This window comes from Streptomyces sp. NPDC048001 (assembly GCF_043203115.1).
GTDB lineage: Bacteria > Actinomycetota > Actinomycetes > Streptomycetales > Streptomycetaceae > Streptomyces > Streptomyces sanyensis.
On the sequence record NZ_JBIDBN010000007.1, the window covers coordinates 259,114 to 277,729 of the forward strand.

Annotated in this window: 15 protein-coding genes and 1 pseudogene; 7 read left to right on the forward strand and 9 right to left on the reverse strand. The window is 69.9% G+C overall.

Features of this window, described 5'->3' with window-relative positions:
• Positions 1 to 370 precede the first annotated feature (370 nt).
• The gene (locus tag ACGF15_RS15185; protein ID WP_392799225.1) at positions 371 to 1,561 is read left to right on the forward strand and encodes an MFS transporter; all 1,191 of its coding nucleotides are present in this window, start codon (positions 371 to 373) and stop codon (positions 1,559 to 1,561) included.
• Between the two features lie 132 nt (positions 1,562 to 1,693).
• On the opposite strand, the gene ACGF15_RS15190 is transcribed toward ACGF15_RS15185, so the two are convergent.
• From ACGF15_RS15190 to ACGF15_RS15205, 4 genes are all read right to left on the reverse strand, one after another.
• Positions 1,694 to 2,824, reverse strand: coding sequence for a sensor histidine kinase (locus ACGF15_RS15190; RefSeq protein WP_392799228.1), 1,131 nt, complete (start codon positions 2,822 to 2,824; stop codon positions 1,694 to 1,696).
• Between the two features lie 154 nt (positions 2,825 to 2,978).
• Complete coding sequence (locus ACGF15_RS15195; RefSeq protein WP_345614844.1) at positions 2,979 to 3,632, reverse strand: response regulator transcription factor; 654 nt, start codon at positions 3,630 to 3,632, stop codon at positions 2,979 to 2,981.
• A 332-nt stretch (positions 3,633 to 3,964) separates the two neighbouring features.
• Positions 3,965 to 4,576: a hypothetical protein gene (locus tag ACGF15_RS15200; protein ID WP_392799232.1), complete on the reverse strand. Its 612-nt coding sequence runs from the start codon at positions 4,574 to 4,576 to the stop codon at positions 3,965 to 3,967.
• Positions 4,577 to 4,583: 7 nt separating this feature from the next.
• Entirely contained in the window at positions 4,584 to 6,506 is a 1,923-nt protein-coding gene (locus tag ACGF15_RS15205) for an alpha/beta fold hydrolase (RefSeq protein WP_392799235.1), read from the reverse strand.
• 580 nt (positions 6,507 to 7,086) lie between these two features.
• Here ACGF15_RS15205 and ACGF15_RS15210 point away from each other — a divergent pair.
• Positions 7,087 to 8,781 carry an ABC transporter ATP-binding protein gene (locus tag ACGF15_RS15210; protein ID WP_362609465.1) on the forward strand — a complete coding sequence of 565 codons (1,695 nt, stop codon included), beginning with the start codon at positions 7,087 to 7,089 and terminating at the stop codon, positions 8,779 to 8,781.
• A gap of 205 nt (positions 8,782 to 8,986) precedes the next feature.
• Here the strand turns inward: ACGF15_RS15210 and ACGF15_RS15215 are convergent, their stop codons facing one another.
• Positions 8,987 to 9,922, reverse strand: coding sequence for an NADP-dependent oxidoreductase (locus ACGF15_RS15215; protein ID WP_392799238.1), 936 nt, complete (start codon positions 9,920 to 9,922; stop codon positions 8,987 to 8,989).
• Between the two features lie 95 nt (positions 9,923 to 10,017).
• Positions 10,018 to 10,659: a DsbA family oxidoreductase gene (locus tag ACGF15_RS15220; RefSeq protein ID WP_392799241.1), complete on the reverse strand. Its 642-nt coding sequence runs from the start codon at positions 10,657 to 10,659 to the stop codon at positions 10,018 to 10,020.
• A gap of 141 nt (positions 10,660 to 10,800) precedes the next feature.
• On the opposite strand from ACGF15_RS15220, the gene ACGF15_RS15225 reads away from it, so the two are divergent.
• The 3 genes from ACGF15_RS15225 to ACGF15_RS15235 all read left to right on the forward strand — a co-directional run bounded on the left by ACGF15_RS15225 (position 10,801) and on the right by ACGF15_RS15235 (position 14,006).
• Complete coding sequence (locus tag ACGF15_RS15225) at positions 10,801 to 11,445, forward strand: TetR/AcrR family transcriptional regulator (RefSeq protein WP_345614838.1); 645 nt, start codon at positions 10,801 to 10,803, stop codon at positions 11,443 to 11,445.
• A 249-nt stretch (positions 11,446 to 11,694) separates the two neighbouring features.
• Positions 11,695 to 13,422: a thiamine pyrophosphate-binding protein gene (locus ACGF15_RS15230; protein WP_392799244.1), complete on the forward strand. Its 1,728-nt coding sequence runs from the start codon at positions 11,695 to 11,697 to the stop codon at positions 13,420 to 13,422.
• Positions 13,422 to 14,006 (forward strand): carboxymuconolactone decarboxylase family protein, encoded by a 585-nt coding sequence (locus ACGF15_RS15235; protein ID WP_362613785.1) that lies wholly within the window; start codon positions 13,422 to 13,424, stop codon positions 14,004 to 14,006. The genes ACGF15_RS15230 and ACGF15_RS15235 overlap by 1 nt, the downstream gene beginning before the upstream one ends.
• Before the next feature lie 123 nt (positions 14,007 to 14,129).
• Here ACGF15_RS15235 and ACGF15_RS15240 read toward each other — a convergent pair whose 3' ends face one another.
• The gene (locus ACGF15_RS15240; RefSeq protein ID WP_392799247.1) at positions 14,130 to 15,032 is read right to left on the reverse strand and encodes a hypothetical protein; all 903 of its coding nucleotides are present in this window, start codon (positions 15,030 to 15,032) and stop codon (positions 14,130 to 14,132) included.
• A 599-nt stretch (positions 15,033 to 15,631) separates the two neighbouring features.
• On the opposite strand from ACGF15_RS15240, the gene ACGF15_RS15245 reads away from it, so the two are divergent.
• Complete coding sequence (locus ACGF15_RS15245; protein ID WP_392799250.1) at positions 15,632 to 17,179, forward strand: MFS transporter; 1,548 nt, start codon at positions 15,632 to 15,634, stop codon at positions 17,177 to 17,179.
• 325 nt (positions 17,180 to 17,504) lie between these two features.
• Positions 17,505 to 17,867: pseudogene (locus tag ACGF15_RS15250) on the forward strand (hypothetical protein); the annotation flags it as partial.
• Positions 17,868 to 18,088: 221 nt separating this feature from the next.
• Here ACGF15_RS15250 and ACGF15_RS15255 read toward each other — a convergent pair.
• Complete coding sequence (locus ACGF15_RS15255; RefSeq protein WP_345614833.1) at positions 18,089 to 18,265, reverse strand: hypothetical protein; 177 nt, start codon at positions 18,263 to 18,265, stop codon at positions 18,089 to 18,091.
• 87 nt (positions 18,266 to 18,352) lie between these two features.
• Positions 18,353 to 18,532 carry a hypothetical protein gene (locus ACGF15_RS15260; protein WP_345614832.1) on the reverse strand — a complete coding sequence of 60 codons (180 nt, stop codon included), beginning with the start codon at positions 18,530 to 18,532 and terminating at the stop codon, positions 18,353 to 18,355.
• Between the last annotated feature and the right edge of the window lie 84 nt (positions 18,533 to 18,616).

Consider the following 18,616-nt stretch of genomic DNA (forward strand, 5'->3'; position numbering starts at 1 on the left):
GGAGTCGTACTGCTGGACGGCTCCCTGATACGCACCCGGCGCCGCACCGGCAAGGCGAACCGGAAACACCACTCCGGCGGGCGAAACGCCACGGCCTGCTCGTGTTCGCGCTCACCGACGCCAGGGGCCGGCTGATCCGGGCCTCCGGCGCACGTCCCCGACGCACCTCGGAGATCACGCCTCCCGTCGGTGGCAGGTTCCCGTACGCACCGGCAGGCAGGCGGATTGAAGTGTTCAACCTCGGCCGGGCGGGCGGTCGCCGACGAAGAGCGTGGCGTAGTCCCCTATCAGGAGTCCGCAGGTACAGTCACGGACATCCGTGCCGGAAGAGGGAGTCTTGCCGCCCGTGAAATGGGGACTTCGTACCGGGATGGGCACTGGATTCCGACTCATCTGGGCCTCCGTGGTCGTTTCCGGCATCGGTAGCGGCATGCGATATGTGGCACTGCCGCTGCTCGCGACCGAGCTGACGTCCGATCCCCGCAAGGTCTCCCTGGTCTTTCTCGCGGGCCAGCTGCCCTGGCCTCTTGTGATGCTGTACGCCGGAGTCGTCGCAGACCGGTTCGACAGACGCCGTGTGATGTTCTCCGTGGATGCGGGGCGCGCTGTGGTCGCTGCCGCCCTCGCCCTCGTCGTCGCCCTCGGGGACGTGACTCTCCTGGTTCTCATGCTGGTGGCCGCGCTTCTGGACCTGGGGCAGCGCTTCTACGCGGGAGCGTGGGCGGGCATCGTGCCCGTCATCGTGGCACCCGGTTTGCGGGACAGGGGAAACTCAGCACTGCAGGGTGGTTCGGTGGTCGCAACTCTGATCGTCGGCAACCCTGTAGGTGCCATCCTTTTCGACGTGGACCATACGCTTCCGCTCGCTTTCGACGCGTTGTCCTTTGCTGTCGCGGCATTGCTGATCGCCGCACTCAGGGGAAATTTTCGAGCGTACGAGACACAATCATCCGCGCAGCGTGGCTTTAGGCAGCAGGCAATGGACGGGATTCGCCTCCTATGGGGCAATCCCGTACTCCGACGTCTGGTCCTGCTCGCTTCTCTCTTCAATCTGGTGGGTGCAGCACAGATCGCGATTGCCTACCTGTTCGCCGACCAGGACCTCGGGCTGAGCAAAACAGGCTTCGGGATGCTCGTGGCCGCGTTCGGCATCGGGAGCCTTGCCGCTTCCGTCCTCGAAGAGCGCCTCGCACGCGCCATGGGCAAGGGGCGTCTTCTCGCCATGGCCCTGGTGGCCGCGTCGGCCGCCGCGGTGGGTGTCGGCCTGTCGGACTCCGCGGGACTGACCGGTGTCTTCACGGCCCTGTACGGCGCGTCGGCGACCTTCTGGACCGTCACCGTGACAACCGTGCGACAGGGCCTCGTATCCGCAGAGTTCATGAGCCGGGCAACCATGACCCACAAGACGTTCGTGCGCGCCGCAGCCTCGCTCGGCGCCGCGAGCGGAGGACTTGTCGCGCATGCTCTCGGCTTGCGCTCGGTCTTGTTCATCGGTGCCGGGCTGCTCCTCGCCGGGGTGCTGTCCGGTGGCCGACTGCTCCTGAGACGCCTCCCCGCCTGAAGGCGACGGGCAGAGCCTGACGACCACCGCCCTCGCCATGTCCACGGGCCTGGCAGTTCTCGTTCCGCCCGACGGTTCCCGCGTACCGGCGCAGGAGGGCCCGATCCGGCCGAAGCCACGCATACGGCGCCGTCAGCCGCCTCCGGAGGGGGTGTCCGGCCCGGCGAAGGGCAGCTCCACGGTTGCCGTGGTTCCGTTGGGGAGAAGCGGTTCCAGCACGAGACGCCCTCCGGCCGTCTCGATTCTGACCTGCAGGGATGCGAGCCCGATGTGGCCACTGCGCACACTCTCGTCCAAGGCCTGTGCCGGCAACCCCCGGCCGTCGTCGATGACAAGCAGGCGAAGGAGCCCTTCCCGGGCTTCCCAGCGGACCTCGACATGGCTCGCCTCAGCATGCTTCACAACGTTCTCCAGGAGCTCCCGTGCCGCGGCATACACGACCGACTCCCATGGGAAGGACGGTACGGGCGGGCCGGTGACGCGGACCGTGAACCCGCCGCGCTGTGCCGCGCTGTCGGCGAGCCTCCGTACCGCTTCCGACAGGCCTGTCCGCTGCAGGACCACCGGGTGCAGTTCCCCGACGATCGAGCGCATCCTGCGCGCCGCTTCCTTCAGCGTCCGGTCGGCGCGTTCCAGTGCTTCCGGGCGGTCGGATCCACGGGCCTCGTCCACATCCTGGCGAGCGGCGAGCACGTCCTGCAGGGCTTCGTCGTGGAGTGCTTCCGCGAGGCTGCGACGCTCGCGCTCTTCGGCGCTCATGGCCTGACCCAGCAGTTCACGGTTCCGTTCCAGCAGGGCTCCCACGCTCCTCACCCTGCTCTGCTGCACCCGCGTGAGCACGGTGCAGATGCCTCCGAGAAGGAGGAGGCTGAGCAGGAGGAGTGCGGTGCGCCCCCATCCCTCGTCCGTGCCGGCCCCCTGCACGGCGAGCAGGTATGCCAGACCGGAGGCAACGGTCATCCAAGCCGTCACCCGGGGTGACGGCTGAAATGCTGCAAGCACGGGGATGAGGAAGAAGGCGTCGTCGACGAGGGGCCGGATGGCGGAGGGGGTGTCGAATCCGCCCGCAACCGCCAGCAGCGTCCCGAGGACGACGAGGTCAACCAGCAGCAGTTTCCAGGAGCGCGGCAGTGAACGCCGCCCCCGCCACGCTTCCCACACCAGGAGGGCCGCCCAGAGTGCGTATCCCGCCACCAGTGCTCTGCAGGCGTTCTCGTTCTCCAGCGGTGGGAACAGGGCGAGTTGAGCGATCAGCAGCGCCACGATGAGAAGGCGTACCAGGGTCTGCGACCTCACCGCCTTGATGTCCTGGGCGGCTGACACGGTTCGGGCAGGGGAGGACTCGGTGTCATGAACCGGAGGGGCCTGTGTGCCTTCCGGGGTGAACCGCTCGCGGCGGTCCGCCGGAGGCCTCGGTTCACTCGAGAAGGCCACGGCGCATCGCCTGTGCCACCGCGGCGGCTCTGTCCCCGACGTCGAGCTTCTCGTAGAGCCGCTGGGCGTGGGTCTTGACGGTGCTGGAGGCGAGGTACAGCTCCTCGGCGATCTGGGGGACGCTCTTGCCCTGGGCGAAGCCCCGTAGCACCTGCTGTTCGCGTTCGGTGAGCTTCACCTGGTCCTCGCCGGCAGCGGCCCGGAGGCGGACCTGGTTCATGAGCCCGCCGGTGAGTTCGGGCGGAAGCGCCGTCCCACCTCGGGAGACCTTCATCACGGCGTCGACGATCTCGCGCCGCGTGGAGTCCTTGGCGAGATAGCCCGCCGCCCCCTCCCCGACGGCACGGAACACCACGGAGTCCTCCGTGTGCGCGGAGAGGATGATCACCCGTACCGGCAGGTTGTCCCGGGCTACGGCATGCAGCACGGCCAGGCCGTCCAGCTTCGGTAGCGCGTAGTCCACCAGTGCCACGTCCGGCCTGTCGGCCCGGATGTGCGCCAGCGTCTCCGCGCCGTCACCGGCCTCGGCCACGACCTCGACCGTTCCGCTGTCGGCGAGCGCACGGACGACGCCCTCGCGGTAGATCGGATGGTCGTCAGCCACGACGACGCGTACACGGGCCTCGTTTGTGCGCATGCGCCCACCGCCCTGTCCGCCTGCAGGCCCGCCGGCGGTCGACGAACCCGACCCCCATTGTCCTGCCACCAGGGGGCCGTGGTCCACACGAGCCGTCCTGAAGGAGGTGGCAGAGTGAACCGCCGGTCATGGCCGCCTCGGCTCGAGTAGCACCCGAAGTGCCTGGACACCTCGCGTCACCCGAGTTGAACCGCCGGCTGGACGGCCCCGCCTCCCGTCGGTTGCCCGGTACCCGGCTGCGGTGGTCCCTTCTCGGCCGGATGCAGGCGACGCAACCGGCCGCCACATGACGAACGCCGCTCCACCGCACGATCACCCTCACCACGGAGGTGTCACGCGAGGGGCACGGAGGGTGACGACGTCCGGTGGCCGGGAGAGCCGGCCGGCGGGGGACGGAGGGGGATGTACGGAGAGACGAAGACGATCTCCGGTTCCTCCGAGGTGTCGAATCCGGCTGCCCGGCCGAGCGCGAACTGAAAGCCCGTGGTGCCCTCTTCACCGGACCGGTTGATCCGGTTGCGGATGAACTCGCGCAGCAGGCGGTAGGAGGCGTTGTGCTCAGCCACGGCGAAGCCGTCGTCCAACACGCGGATGACCTCCTGGCACGCGTCGAAGACGGCCTTCTCCGTACGGCGGCTCGGGAACCACAGGACCTGCGACAGCCGTCGGTCGGCGATCACCTCGACCGCGGTCCAGTTCGAGGTCTCACGGTCGTGGCTCAGGGTGCGGTAGAGGAACTGGTAGTCGTGCCGCGCGGGGGTGGGCGCGAAGAACCGCCAGTTCGGAAGGAGCACGAGCGTCCTGTCCAGCTCGCGCACCCGGTTGAAGAGCTCGCCACTGGGGTGCTGCGTGGCCAGCGTCCCCAGGAGCATGCCGCTGCATGCCAGCCTGGTGAGGCCGCCGGGACCACTGAACACACCGCTCACTGCATCGAACGGAGCCATGACGAGGTCACTCGCCTTCCGGGTTCACGCGGCCTCGTCCGGGCTCTCCGGCCGCGTCGCCGGAGGCGGGTACGAGTCCGACGTCCCGCAGGAAGCGGAGCACGTGCACCGCTGTCCGATGCCCGAAGCGGGGGCTGGTCAGGAGGGACTCATGGCCTGCCCGGGGGACCGTGACGGATCGCACCACGCGGTCACCGCCCCGGTGCGCACGGGCAAGGTCCTCGTGCATGTCCGCGTGCGCGGGATCGTGCGCGAGCGTCTTCTCCGCGGACACCACGAGGGCATGGCAGGGGATGTCCGGCAGCGGCCCTTCGAACCTGCGGAACTCCTCCTCGGCCGCCCGCCACTCCCGGCGTCCGGCCCACCAGAGCCGGCTGTCGGCGTACTGGGCGAAGGCTCGGCTTCTGACGGCCGCGGGCAGGTCGCGCACCCAATCCGGGTGGGGCATCAGCATCCCCATGCCGCTGCGCAGACTGACGGCGATGATGCCGAACGAACTGTCCATCGTCGCAGCCGACTTGTCCTGCTTCACCGATCGCTGCAGCTCTTCCGGGTGGGAGGAGTCCAGGTACACCAACGCGCCCACCCGTTCGCCCAGTTCGAGCGCCGTACGACGTGCGATCTCCCCTCCGAGGGAGTAGCCGGCAAGCACCAGCGGTGTGCCTTCGGGGGCCACCTCGGCGATCAGGTCGATCAGGTCGTCCACGGATTCCTGCAGAGTGAACGGTTCGTCTCCTGCATAGGTACTCGGACCGGTGCCGGCCCGGCTGTAGGTGATCACGTCGATGCCGCCGTCGTCCCTCATCGTCTGGAGAAGCCACCCGAACATCTCCGGTGCTCCGGCCAGTCCGCAGCACATGACGACGACGGGCCTGACGCCCTGCGCAGAGCCTTCAAGCCGGTAGTAGCTGATCCTGTTGCCGTGGCGCGTCGCCACGCTCCGGCTGCCGGGCCAGCTGTCCCGAACCCACTGCCGCCGGTCCGCGGCCCGCAGCAGACCCAGTGCGGCCGCGCCCAGCAGCGTCACGCCGGCGGCCTTGACCAGGGTGTCGTCCCGGCCTGCCGCTTCGGGGCGGGAGCGGGGGGTGGTGGTGTACGCGACCGCGGGATGCATCGACACGAACGCGGTGACGAACCGCCCCAGGCCCATGAAGTAGCCGTTCGCTGCGTGGAAGGCGGCCGCGCTGGCCAGCATGGGACGCACCAGCACACCGCCGGGGAGGTAGACCAACGGGAACATGCACTCGAGCGTCAGCACCCCGTGCGCCAGCCATCGCGCGGACCGGGGGTGCCGGCTCGACCAGCGCCACATTCCCTGGTGGCCGTAGGTCCGAGTCCGCATGATGCCCGGGAGCGCCGTCCCCCGGCGCCAGTCCTCACCCAGGAGTTTGACCCACCCGGCGACGGTGTAGGAGAGCGTCGACTGGAGAGCGACGTACCAGAGCAGAGCGTCCCGGACCTGGGGTGTCCTCGAGAGGCGCGCCGCACCCACGGCGGTCTGAACGAGGATCGCCACCTGATCCGACCCGTCGGTGCCCAGGCGGCGCCGCGCGTAGTGCGCGATGTTGCCCAGGCCCAGGAACAGTCCGCCCACACCCCTCCAGCGCCCACGGCCGGGCAGCACGAGCAACGCGGCACCCACCGCGACCTGCGCGCCGAACAGTGCGTTCGTGACCCGTTCGTCACCCACCACGTCGAGGAACCGACGCCTGAGCGGTGAGAACGTCGCGAACGCGTCCCGCCCCACCCTCCAGTCGTTGAGGCCACCGGGCTTCCTGTCCTCCTTGCGTCGCAGGTACTCCGCGCCGGCGACCACAGTCGTCAGCGCTGCGAGGCGCTCGGACAGGGCCATGGCCCTGTCCGGCGACAGCGGTATCGGCCCGAAGGCGGCGGAGATCAACTTCGAGGGCAGGCCACGAGTCACAGCCATCTGCCTCTCCTGACGCCGGGCACCGTCCGGATCCCCGCGAGGTGACGCCGCGACGGCACGCAGAATGTGGCTGCTGCCATCGTACGAACAGGACACCCGGGCGGCGATTCTTGCGCCGGGGCTCTCCCCGCGCGGTCTGCGGGCACGCGGCGGACAATGGCCGTGTGGCCGGGTGAGACATGTGGCTACGTCGGCACTGCTCGCGTGACCGCGCCTTCGATGACCGAGGTTCGAACAGTCGACGCTCACGACGGGTTTGGCCACTGATGCCAGAGCTTTCCGTGCCGCAGGCGCCTTGCCGTATCCCGGCGCCGGCCTCAGGACGCCGTCGCACACCCGCCGGGACCCCCCGGCACAGGAAGCAGGCTTCCCCGAGGGGCGGTCGGCCGACCGCACCCACGTCTCCCGCCACGTCCGGCCGGGGCGGCGCGGCGCTCCGCCCGTGCACCGTGGGACGGGCCACCGGTCGTCCCGCTCCGTACGGCAGACACGGGGAGGGGCGGGAACGATGACCGGGCCCCCGCCCGCGGGGCGAGGCCACCGGAGTTCGACGCTCTGGCGTTTCGCGGGGCCGCATCGCATGCTTCTTGTCACCGGTACGGCCCTGGGGGTCGCCGGTGCGGCCGCGGGACTGGCCCAGCCCTACGCCATCGGCCGACTCGTACGCGCGGCGGGGCTCGATGAGGCGCTGGCCGCCCCCGTCGTCCTTCTGTGTCTCCTGTTCCTGGCCGACGCGATCCTCACGTCCTTGCAGGCCTACCTCGTCGGACGGGCTGGGGAGGGCATCGTCCGCGATGTCCGGGGCATGCTGGCGGGCCGACTGCTGCGTGCCCGACTCGGGGCCTTCACCGCCCGCCCGCTGGGCGACATCCAGACCCGCATGGTGACCGACACCTCGCTGGTGCGGATCGCTCTCTCCCAGAGCCTGGCACAACTGGTCATCAACGGCTTCATGGTCGTCGGCGGTGTGCTCCTGATGTTTCTCATCGACATCTGGCTGATGCTCATCACTCTGGGCTGCCTGACCGCTGCGAGTTGCGCGGCCCTCCTCATCGCCCGCCGACTGCGCCTTGCAGCTCTGCAGAACCGGGAGGACACCGGCAGGTTCGGCAGTGACCTGCAGAGCGTGCTGAGTGCCCTGCCGACCGTCAAGGCTTCACGCGCGGAGAGCCGGGAGGAGGAACGGCTCTCCGCGCTGGCCGACCAGGCCCGTGCCTCCGGTGTCCGCGTCGGAGCCCTCAACGCCCTGATGGCGCCGGCCGTGAACGTGGGCCTTCAGGCCTCGCTGGCCATCACGGTCGCCATAGGCATGACCCGCGTGGCCGACGGAAGCATGCCACTCGCCGACCTGACCGCCTTCGTCATGTACCTGTTCTACATGGTCTCGCCCCTGGTCGTGGTCTTCGTCTCCTTCGGTCAGTTCCAGCAGGGCCGTGCCGCCGTGCAGCGCGTGGACGAACTGGCCGGAATCCCCCAGGAGGACTCCGGCGCCGCGCAGGGGGCAGGAGCTGCACCCGGCCCGGAGCACGACGTGGCGATACGGTTCCAGGACGTGTACTTCAGCTACGACGGAGCCCACAGCCCCCCGGTCCTCTCGGCAGTCAGCTTCGCCGTGCCCGCACGCGGCCTGACCGCCATCGTCGGCCCCTCGGGAGCCGGCAAATCGACCGTCTTCCATCTGGTCGAGGGCTTCTACCAACCCACTCGAGGACACATCCAGCTCGGTGGCCAGGACCTGGAGGCACTGACGCTCGACACCTTGCGCGCGCACATCGGGTACGTCCAGCAGGACATCACCACCATGCGCGGGACCATTCGCGAGAACCTCGTGTACGCCCGCCCCGAAGCCGACGGACGCCAGATCGAGGAGGCGCTTCGGATGGCGCAGCTTCGAGAGGTCGTCGCGAAGCTCCCCGAGGGCGTGGACACCCGCGTCGGTGAGATGGGGGCCGGTCTCTCCGGCGGAGAACGCCAGCGCCTGAGCATCGCCCGCGCCCTCCTGCAGCGCCCTTCCGTTCTCCTCCTGGACGAGGCCACCTCGCAGTTGGACGCCAAGTCCGAGAGCGCCTTGCGACGCGTGCTCCACGACCTGGCCCGTGAGTGCGCGATCGTCGCCATAGCACACCGGCTGTCCACCGTCGTCGACGCGGACCAGATCATCGTCCTCAGCCACGGCCGGGTGCAGGCCACCGGCACGCACCACGAACTCCTCGGCTCCGACACCCTCTACCGGGAACTGGCCGGCACTCAGTTCGGTGGGCATCCGAACCGCTGAGTCACGTGGGACGCCGGGGCCTTCCCCCCCAGGCCGGGACAGCCGCGCGTCGGCACCGGACCCACATCGGAGAGCTCGTCGAGGATCCCCCGCACTCCGGTCGGGTTGCCCGGCCTGCCCGTCCTGCCGCCCGGGAACCACCCCACACGAGATCTCCAGCGTCGGCTTGCGCACAGGTTTCCCGACCTGACGGTTCGGGCGCGGGTCAGGCCGGGATGCGGATGACGGTCTTGCCGCGGGCGCCGCCGCGTTCCACCTTGCGCAGGGCGTCGGCGGTCTCGTCGAGAGGGAAGGTCGTCTCCAGGAGCGGCTGCAGCTCGCCGGAGGCCACCAGGTCGGCCAGGTGGGCCAGCTGCCCGCCGTGCGGGCGCATGTAGAAGGCGCGGGCGTCGACCTTCCACTCGGCCTTCTTGGCCTCGATGTCGGCGATGGGGACGATCGAGACCAGCGTTCCGCCGGGCTTGAGGACCCGGAAGGAGCGGTCCTGGGTCGGCCCGCCGATGGTGTCGAAGACGACGTCGATGCCGGAGAGGATCTCGTCGAACTTCTCGGCGCGGTAGTCGACGACCTGGTCGGCGCCCAGCCGGCGGACGAGTTCGGTGCTGTCGGCGCCCGCGGTGGCCACGACCTCGGCGCCGAGGTGCTTGGCGAGCTGGACCGCGACGGAGCCCACGCCGCCGGCGCCGCCGTGGATCAGGACGCGGGTGCCCGGCCCGACCTTCGCCTGCTCGGTCAGTGCCTGCCAGGCGGTGAGGCCGACCAGGGGCAGCGAGGCCGCTTCCTCGAACGAGAGGGCCTGCGGCTTGGCGGCGACCAGGGACTGGTCCACCGCGACGTACTCGGCGAAGGCCCCGCCGATGCGGGGGTCGACCCGGGCGAAGACCTCGTCGCCGACGGCGAAGCCGGTCACCTCCGCGCCGGTCCCGGCCACCACACCCGCGAGCTCGTTGCCGATGACCAGGGGCTGGGTGAGGTCCCCGGTGCGCATGAAGCCCTTGATGATCAGGTGGTCGACCGGGTTGACGCCGGCCGCCCGGGCCTCGACGAGCACGTCGCGCGGGCCGACGGCGGGCGTGGGGACCTCGGTGACCGTCACGACGTCGTCGATCGCGCCGTACTGGTTGATGACCGCTGCCTTCATGGTGAACTCCTTGATCATGACTTTTCGGGTGGCGCCGAACCCATGGCTGTGGTGCCGCGCCCGGGAACGTGGCGTCGGGGCGGGCCGGGGTGCTGCTAGACGGTGGCGGCCGGGAGGGTCCCGTCGGTGACCTTGGTGAGGACCTCGAGGATCAGTTCCGGGCTCTGCGCTCCCTGGAGTACGACCTTGCCATCGAAGACGAAGGTCGGCACGGCGGTGACACCCGCCTCCAGCGCCTGGGCCAGTTCGGCGCGGACCTCGTCGGTGCCCTCCTGGGAGGCGAGGAAGGCCCGTGCGCCGTCGCGGTCGAGGCCGGCCGCCGCGGCGACGTCCGCGAGGGCGGTGCGGTCGCCGAGGTCGCCGCCGTTGGTGAAGTAGTGGGCCAGCAGGCCCTCCTTCACCTCCGCCTGGCGTCCGTGGCGCCCAGCGTGCCAGAGCAGCCGGTGTGCCTGGAAGGTATTGGTGGCGAGGGCCTCCTCCAGGCGGAAGGTGAGGCCTTCGGCGGCGGCGGCCTGGGTGAGGGGGCCGAAGACGGTGTCCGCCGGGCGCCCGAACTTGCGCTCGTAGACCCGGGCGGAGGGCTCCGCCGCCTCGGGGGCATCGGGGTTGAGCTGGAACGGACGGTAGACGACCTCGACCTGGCCGGCGCCGGGGAGGGCGGCCACGGCCTGCTCGAACCGGCGCTTTCCGATGTAGCACCACGGGCACACCAGGTCCGAGTAGATCTCGACTCTCATGTCGCTCCCGACGGGATTGCTGCGGGTCGTCCGCCTGCCTCTCCGACAGTTCGGGACCGCTCGTTCCATAACCTAACACGTTATGGAACGAGCGGTCCAATACATGCTGCTCCTGTCCGCCCCGTTCGCTACGGTGGTGCCATGGCCAGACCACGCACGTTCGACGAAGAAGCGATCCTGGACCGCGCGATTCTCCTGTTCTGGCGCAAGGGCTACGAGGCCACGGCCATGAGCGACCTGGTGGGGGAGCTCGGCCTGGGACGCAGCTCCATCTACGCGGCCTTCGGCGACAAGCACCAGCTGTTCGTCCGAGCGCTGACCCGCTACCTGGACCGCCAGGACGCCCTGCTCGCCACCGCCCTCGACGCGGACGGCCCCGCCCTCGGGCAGTTGCGCGACCTCCTCGGGCGACTGCTCGCCGCGGACGCGGCCTGCGGCCCCGCGGGGTGCTTCAGCGTCAACAGCATCGCCGAACTGCTCCCTCACGACGGCGAGGTCGCACGCCTCGCACAGCGCAGCCTGAGCCTCGCCGAAGAGGCGTTCACCCGGCAGCTCGAACGCGCCGCGCGCGACGGTGAACTCTCCGAGGCCATCACCCCGCACAGCGGTGCACAGCTTCTGCTCACCCTGGTCCAGGGCGTGCAGATCATCCGCAAGACCGATCCCGACCCCGCACGCGCCACCGCCTGCCTGGACTCCGCCTTCGCCCTCCTGGCCGGGAAGGCCACGCCCCTGGAGCCGGTCGGCGCCGACCTGGGCCCCCTCGATGCGGGCCGCGCCGGGTAGGGCGGCCAGGGGGACGGGGGCCGCCGAGGTGAGCCCCGAAGGGCCGCAGGACGATCCTGAAGCTCTGCCTTCGCCGTTTCCGGACCGTGCCGGGGGTGAAGGAGACGTGGGCGCCGTCGACACGGCTCCCCACGCGTTCCCGCCATCACGGGGAAGGGCCGGTGTCCGTCGATTCGGAACAGGCGCAGCGGCGCGGGTCCACCAGATGACGGATGCCACGCCTTAGATTCCCCAGTTGTGACAATGACAATGGACGGAGCCACCTGCGTCGTCAGGTCCCTTGCAGCCGAGGGCGTCGATCACCTCTTCATGGTCCCGGGAGGGCTGAACGATCCCTTCATGCCACCGATGACCGGGACCGATGGCGTGCGTACTGTAGTGACGGCCCATGAAGCCGGAGCGGCCTATATGGCCGACGGCTACGCCCGTGCCTCTGGTCGTCTCGGCGTCGCCTTCGGTATCGGTGGACCCGGTGTGACGAACATGGTGACCGCGCTTGCCGCGGCACGAGCCGACCGCTCCGCGCTTCTCGCCATCAGCGGCGAGGTCGCGACCGGCACGGAGGGGCGCGGTGCCTTCCAGGACGGCAGTGGTGCCGCACTGGATGACGTCTCCGTGCTCAGGCCGGTCACGGCCCGTAGCCTCAGCGTGAACTCGCCTGCCAATCTCCAGCCCTACCTGAGGGCTGCGTCACTCACCGCACTGCGAGAGCGGGCGCCCGTCCATCTGTCGATCCCGCTGGATGTCCAGCGTAGTGAGCAGCGTGCGGACTGGACGCCGCTGCCCGAGGCGGCGTATCGACCGCTGGCGATCGACCGGGAAGCGACGGACGCCGCTCTGTCCGTCTTCTCCACGGACACCACCGGGCAGCCCGCTGCGAATGTCGTCATCCTCGCAGGACCGGGGGTACGCCACGCGAGAGCGGAAGCGGCTCTGATCGCCGCGGCGGAGCGCTTCGGCATCCCCGTGGCGACCACGCTCAGCGGGAAAGGGCTGGTACCCGAAGACCACCCCCTCGCGCTGGGCGTCTTCGGCTACGGCGGTTCGCGCTGGGCCAGCGAGGCGATTCTCGATCCCGCCGTCTCGGTACTCGTCGTCATCGGTTCGGGACTGTCCCAGCGGGACACCCTGAACTGGGATCCGAAGATGCTGCCGGCGAGAGAACTCGTCCATGTCGAAGCTGACCCTGCACTCATCGGACGGACCTGGCCCTCGAGCCGGCCGGTCACCGCCAGCCCCCGGGCCTTCCTCGAACTGCTCGCCGGCGTCGAGGGGCCGATCGCCGCCGGGCTGGAGAGCGGCCGTTCGGCCCGGCTGGCGTTCCTGAGCGACGTGCGCAGCCGCGGGCCGCGCACCTACGAAGCGGAAGACACCACCCGGGACACCGAACCGATGCACCCGGCCCGTTTCGTCACGGAGGCTCGCGCTGCCTGCCCGCGCGAAACCGTGCTATCGGTGGACTCCGGCGCGCATCGTGCCTGGTGCTCGCAGTACTGGCCCAGCTACGGGAACGGAGACTATGTGTCGCTGGCGAACCTGGCCCCGATGGGCGGCGCGATCCCGCTGGGCATCGGCGCCAAGATCGCCAGGCCCGAGCGTCCCATGGTGATCGCCACGGGCGACGGCTGCATGCTGATGCACGGGATGGAACTCCATACGGCTGCCCGCTACGGCATCCCGCTCGTGATCCTCGTCTTCGACAACCACGCCTACGGAAACATCTGGTACCGGGCGAAGGAGATGGGCGCCGGAGCCGAGGCGCTCACCGATATTCCCGGGCTCTCGTGGCCGGAGTTCGCACGGGCCATGGGCGCCGACGGTGTCACGGTCTCCCACCCGGGCGAGGTAGGTGAGGCAGTGGCCCACGGGCTCACCCGGAACAAGCCGTTCCTGGTATCGGCCCGGATCGACAAGCACTATCCCACGCCCATCGCCCCGTGGCGTCAGGCCGTGGCGGAATGGGAGGACAGCCACTGATGGCCCGGCTTCCGGACCCTGCCTCGCACGTGCACCACGAAGACCGCGCCGAAATGCAGCGAATGGCAGCCGTGCGCACCCACGCAGACGGCCGACCGCAGCTCGCCGCCATCTACGTCGCCATGTTCAACAACCCGAAGGTCGCACGAGCTGTCGGTGAGCTCGGTGAGCGGTTGCGGTTCCAGGGCCTGCTTCCGGACGACCTCCGCGAGACGACGATCCTGCGCTACTCCGCCCGCCGACGCGCGGACTACGAGTGGGCACACCATGTGCGCCCGGCAACGCAGGCAGGTCTCACGGCGGCACAGATCGAAGCGCTGGCCGGTGATGCCGTGCCCGCAGACACGACGCCTGCCCAGCGCGCCGTGGTGCAGGCGGTCGACCACATCGCCGCCGACAACGAGATCCCCGCCGAACTCCAGGACGCACTGGTCGAGGTCGTCGGATACGCGGGGGTCGTGGAAATCGTGGCTCTCTGCGGGCTCTACGGCCTCATGGGCTATATGGCCACCGCTTTCGACATCCCGGTCGAACCTGGACTGCCGACCCCCCCTTGGCGGAAAGAGGATCACGAGACACGTTGACGGATCACCTCCTCGGCCTCCCGGAAGGGCAGCGGGAAGCGGAAGCACAGGCACACGCCGTCTTGCCCGCTGCCCGAGGGCTGCCTCGGCCGTCACGTCAGCCCTCCCGTGCCGTGTCCCGGCCTACTCCGGGCGCCGGGCCCGTACACGAACGGGCGGGTCCAGGTCACCAGCTCGAAGCCCCGCCCGCGCAGGACGGGCTCGGAGGTCGGCAGGGCGTCGGCGAAGGCGTGTGTGCGGCCCCGGCCCCGTGCCTCCTGAAGCCGACCAATCGGTTCGGGGCGGTCGCAGCGAGGTCTCGCGACAAGGACGAAGCGAGCCCGGACGACTCCGGTCATGGCGACCATGACGTAGCCCGGCTTGAAGCCCACGCCTGCGACGGTGGCCCCGGACCGTCACCACGACGAAAAGGCACACGGTCAGCACGGTGGCTGCCGCCGTCGCCGCCAGCACTGTGGCTCCGCTCGTGGTCGAGAGGAACTTCCAGTCGTCCGTCATCAGCAGGACGACGAAGGAGAGGCCGGCGGCCAATCCGGCACACAGGGCCCGGCGCGCCGGTTTGGTGCCTTCGTCGTCCGGGTGTGCCCTGACCAGCCGCTTCAACGCGAGCGTCCAGAGCGCGGCCGTCACCGCGCACATGACCGTCAGGAACACCGCGTGATAGACGCCGGCCGCGGTGAAGTGGTGTGGGCGGGGGTGCGCCCACGTGAGTTCATGGGCACCGTCCGCGAGGCGGACCAACTGGGTCAGGGCTCCGGTGGCACCGCCCGCGGCTGCGGCCGAGGCCGCGTACACGCCCTCCCGGGAAGTGGAGGGAAGGCGGGTCAGCGCGTACACCAGTGCCCCGGTCATGATCGGAAGAGCCAGAGCGTCCCCGAAGGTCTCGCAGAGATCCGCGAACATCGTGGGCAGCGAGGGGTCCCTCTGCATCACCAGGTGGAAGACGAAGAGGGCACCGAAGCCGGCGACCGCAACGGCACCCCCGGCGGCCACGGCCTTCAGGACCGGAGTGGACATCTGCTTCATCGGTTGGCACACCTCATGGTGGACGTGACGGGTTTGCCGGGCGTGTGGCCAAAGGGCCGGCCTGCGGCACGACGGGCGAACGCCGTCGGCTGCGGCACCAGGACACCAGCGTCGCCCGTCTCCCTCCGGCCCCGGGGCAACCGTCTGCAGCATCTACGGGTGGACGAGCCTGTCCGCCTACCGGAGGAACGGGGGTCGGTCCGAGAAGCTGGAACCCGGACGGCCCCGGCAGCGCGTTCCGCGCGCGGCGCCAGGAAGAAGGGCGCGCTGCCCGGCCACCTTCACTCAGGCGACGGGCCGCCCCGGGCCTGGATTCCTCCAGTCAGCGGAAGGCTGCTCCACCGTCGGGTCGGCTGATGGGAGGTTCCGCGTCACGGCCTGGAGACGCGAACCTGAAGTGGCATCCGGTGTCAGCGCTGTGTGAGGTGCGCCGGCTGATTCCCCGGGGCCCACCGCCCGGGGGCTTTACGGAGGGCCAGACCTCCCGGAGCGGCCTACCGGGCAACATCGGGGCCGGAGGGCCGACGGTCCGGGTCCGTGGAACAGGTGGCAGGAGCAGGCATCCGCTCCATGTACGAAGCGAGCTGAGGAACAGTCAGATGGGTTGTCCGAACCGCACACCCCCTTCGTCCACGGAATCGAACCGCTGTGCTCCCGGACGGGGGCCGACGCTCCGTCCCAGGACGAACTCGCTCCGCACGCTCCTCGCCCTGCTGACCGCCGCGCAGTTCCTGGTGATGTTCAGCGCGGCGAACATCAACATAGTCCTCCCGGAGATCGGCGAGGCCATGAACCTGTCGCCGGTGCAGTTGTCCTGGGTCGTCTCCGCGTATGTGCTTGCCGTCGCGGCCCTGCTCCTGCCCGCCGGCGTGGTCATGGGGACGATAGGCCGACGAAGGCTTCTCCTGACCGGGCTGGCTGTGATGGGCGGCGCGTCCCTGCTGGCAGGTCTGGCCGACGGCACCGGAACGCTGATCACGGCCCGGGCGCTGCAGGGTGCCGGAGCCGCGCTGGTGGAGCCTGCGGTGCTGTGTCTCCTCCTGACCCTCTTCCCCGAGTCACTCCGCAGCCGGGCCCTGGGGTCCGTTGGGGCGGCGGCGGCCCTCGGCGGCGGGGCAGGAGTGCTGGCCGGGGGGCTGGTGACCGAGGCCGTCGGCTGGCGGGGGATCTTCTTCGTGACGGCGTCGCTGCCTCTGCTCCTCGCCCTGGCGTGTCTGAGAGGAGTTCCGGCGAGCGGGGAGAGGGGCGGCAGCCTGTCCCGCCACGATCTGAAGGCTGTCGTCCTGATGCCCGGGGGGCTGCTTCTTCTCGCGTTCGGGATGACCGAGGCAGGGCGCTCGGGAGGGACGCCTGCCGCGCTGGTCCCCCTGGGGACCGGAGCGCTGCTGCTCGCGATGTTCGCTGCCGCCGAGAGGCGCGGGAACCGGCCGCTGCTGCCGCTCCGCAGGCTGACCTCGGGGATCGCGGGCTTCGCGAACCTCGGCACCGCCGTCATGGGCATGGTGGTCACCGGCATGTTCTTCTTCCTCTCCCTCTACCAGCAGCAGATCCTCGGTGACGGCCCCAGGGCCGCAGCTCTCTGCCAGATTCCCCTGTCAGTGGCCGGCGCCCTGGGGTGCACGCTGACGCCTCGGATCGTGCGGCGCACAGGTCCGCGTACGGCACTGGAGCTGGGTCTCGTCCTCCTGGCCGTGGGGCTGCTGTGGCTCGGACGAGCGCCGGGGGAGGGGACTTTCGTCCAGGAGGCCCTCGCGCCGTCACTCCTGATCGGCGCCGGCATGGGCATCTCGTTCGTGCGGCTCACTCACATGGCCACGGCCGGGATCCCGAGTGAGGACTCAGGGCGGGCCAGCGGCCTGGTGACCACCGCCCGGATGACCGGTGGCGTGTTCGGACTTGCGCTGCTCACCAGCCTGGCCGCCTCGACCACCTCCGGGGCCGACCCGCTCACCTCAGAGGTACAGGCGCTGCACGAAGGGTACCGGGCGACCTTCTCCGTGCTCGGTCTCATCGTGTTCGCCACCGCGCTGCTCTTCCTCGGGGTCTTCTCCCGCAGCGGTCGCGGTCCGAAGAGCCCGGGCTCCGGCCCCGGGGAGCCGAACGGCACGGCGGAAGGTCCTGCCCTCCACCGAGCGCGTGCACGGTAAGCGGTGCGATGCCGGGTCCTGATCCCCTGATCATGTTCGTGCGGTGGGGGAACGGTCTCGTGAAGCACTCATCAGTGAGCGGAGGACCACAGTCCAGTCGGCTGAGGTGATCGCCGAACCCCTGGCCGAGGCAGGCCCGTCACGGCATGAACGACACCAGGCGAAACCGGAGTCCAGGCCAGGGCAGCGGGCCGTCGGCGCCGGTGCGAAGCACCGGCGGGTCTTCGTCGACCGGTTCCCGGGCATGCCGCAGGCCGTAAAGACCGGGACAGCTTCATCTCGGGCGGGAACAAGCAGAACGCGGTCGAGGCCCCCACGTTGGGACGTCGGCCCCACCACCGTGATTGCGGACGGCGGCCACCTCGGCACCGGCCTGGTCGTCCCACACCGCCGCACGAAGGGTCAGACCGAACTCCCCGCCTGGAGAAACGGCACAACCGCTCCCACCGCACGGTCCGCGCCCGCGTCGCAGCACGCCTTCGCGCGCATCAGGGCCTGGAAGGTCCTGCGCGACTGCCGCCTGAAAGGCGACGGCGTCCACCACGCCATGCCCGGCATCGCCCGCCTCCACAGCCTCACCCTCGCCGGGTGGGCGGGAAACAGGGCCGACCGGCATGCCGTAGATCATTCACGGGCTGGTAGACCGTGGGGCGGATGGTGCCACCGGCAGCCTGCCCGCTGCCGGTAGGAGATCGCGTTCACGACGGCCCACAGGTCGCGGGCCCCGGCATCACCGCGCGCCCACCGCGCCACCCGGTCCTGCCTCCAGGCCGTGATCTCGGCGGGAACACGCCCATCAGGCCGTGTGCGGAGACGCGAATGAGGGTCCGTCGGTGTGATCCGACGAACCCTCATACAGGAGTGGGGAGATGGAACCTGTGGCGGCCGCCCTTCGAACGAACCGGAGTCTCAACCGGTGATGGCCAGAGCGAGGTTGCCCTGGGCGACGCCCTGTGCGGCGTTCCAGGTGACCTGGGCGCCCGCGAGGCAGGTGATGGTCGGGCTGCTCTCGAGGGCCAGTCCCGGGTGGTCCTCGTGCAGCTCACCCAGGCCTGCCTCGAGCAGGACGGTGTCGAATGCATTCATGGCTGTTCCCTTCTTCGTGCGCTTCCCCGCCGTTTCGGCGGTATGGTCTTCCTGTTCGCGAAATGCTGCTGTCTGAGGAACTACGGGCTAGCCGATCGCGTCATCGACCGCATGGACGGCCATTGCGCCGATGAACGCGCTGGCCAGTACCGCCGGAATGAACCAGGAAACGGCCGCAGGTGTGTGGTTGACGCTTCCGGGCGTGTCTTCCGTGAGAGGGCCCAGGTCATCGAGGGCCGCCCAGGTTTCGCTCTTCTTGGTTTCCATCGTCCCCATCTGCCCTTCTGTGCTTCATCGTGTGTGCTTCGTGATTCCAGTATGGGAGTCCCTTCCTGGTGTGATCGCCCTTCG

Coding starts and splice junctions, on each gene's coding strand:
- ACGF15_RS15245 (WP_392799250.1), top strand. CDS start 15,632: ATGGGTTGTCCGAACCGCACACCCCCTTCGTCCACGGAATCGAACCGC.
- ACGF15_RS15200 (WP_392799232.1), bottom strand. CDS start 4,576: ATGGCTCCGTTCGATGCAGTGAGCGGTGTGTTCAGTGGTCCCGGCGGC.
- ACGF15_RS15195 (WP_345614844.1), bottom strand. CDS start 3,632: ATGCGCACAAACGAGGCCCGTGTACGCGTCGTCGTGGCTGACGACCAT.
- ACGF15_RS15210 (WP_362609465.1), top strand. CDS start 7,087: ATGCTTCTTGTCACCGGTACGGCCCTGGGGGTCGCCGGTGCGGCCGCG.
- ACGF15_RS15255 (WP_345614833.1), bottom strand. CDS start 18,265: ATGAATGCATTCGACACCGTCCTGCTCGAGGCAGGCCTGGGTGAGCTG.
- ACGF15_RS15215 (WP_392799238.1), bottom strand. CDS start 9,922: ATGAAGGCAGCGGTCATCAACCAGTACGGCGCGATCGACGACGTCGTG.
- ACGF15_RS15230 (WP_392799244.1), top strand. CDS start 11,695: ATGGACGGAGCCACCTGCGTCGTCAGGTCCCTTGCAGCCGAGGGCGTC.
- ACGF15_RS15260 (WP_345614832.1), bottom strand. CDS start 18,532: ATGGAAACCAAGAAGAGCGAAACCTGGGCGGCCCTCGATGACCTGGGC.
- ACGF15_RS15205 (WP_392799235.1), bottom strand. CDS start 6,506: ATGGCTGTGACTCGTGGCCTGCCCTCGAAGTTGATCTCCGCCGCCTTC.
- ACGF15_RS15240 (WP_392799247.1), bottom strand. CDS start 15,032: ATGAAGCAGATGTCCACTCCGGTCCTGAAGGCCGTGGCCGCCGGGGGT.
- ACGF15_RS15220 (WP_392799241.1), bottom strand. CDS start 10,659: ATGAGAGTCGAGATCTACTCGGACCTGGTGTGCCCGTGGTGCTACATC.
- ACGF15_RS15235 (WP_362613785.1), top strand. CDS start 13,422: ATGGCCCGGCTTCCGGACCCTGCCTCGCACGTGCACCACGAAGACCGC.
- ACGF15_RS15185 (WP_392799225.1), top strand. CDS start 371: ATGGGCACTGGATTCCGACTCATCTGGGCCTCCGTGGTCGTTTCCGGC.
- ACGF15_RS15225 (WP_345614838.1), top strand. CDS start 10,801: ATGGCCAGACCACGCACGTTCGACGAAGAAGCGATCCTGGACCGCGCG.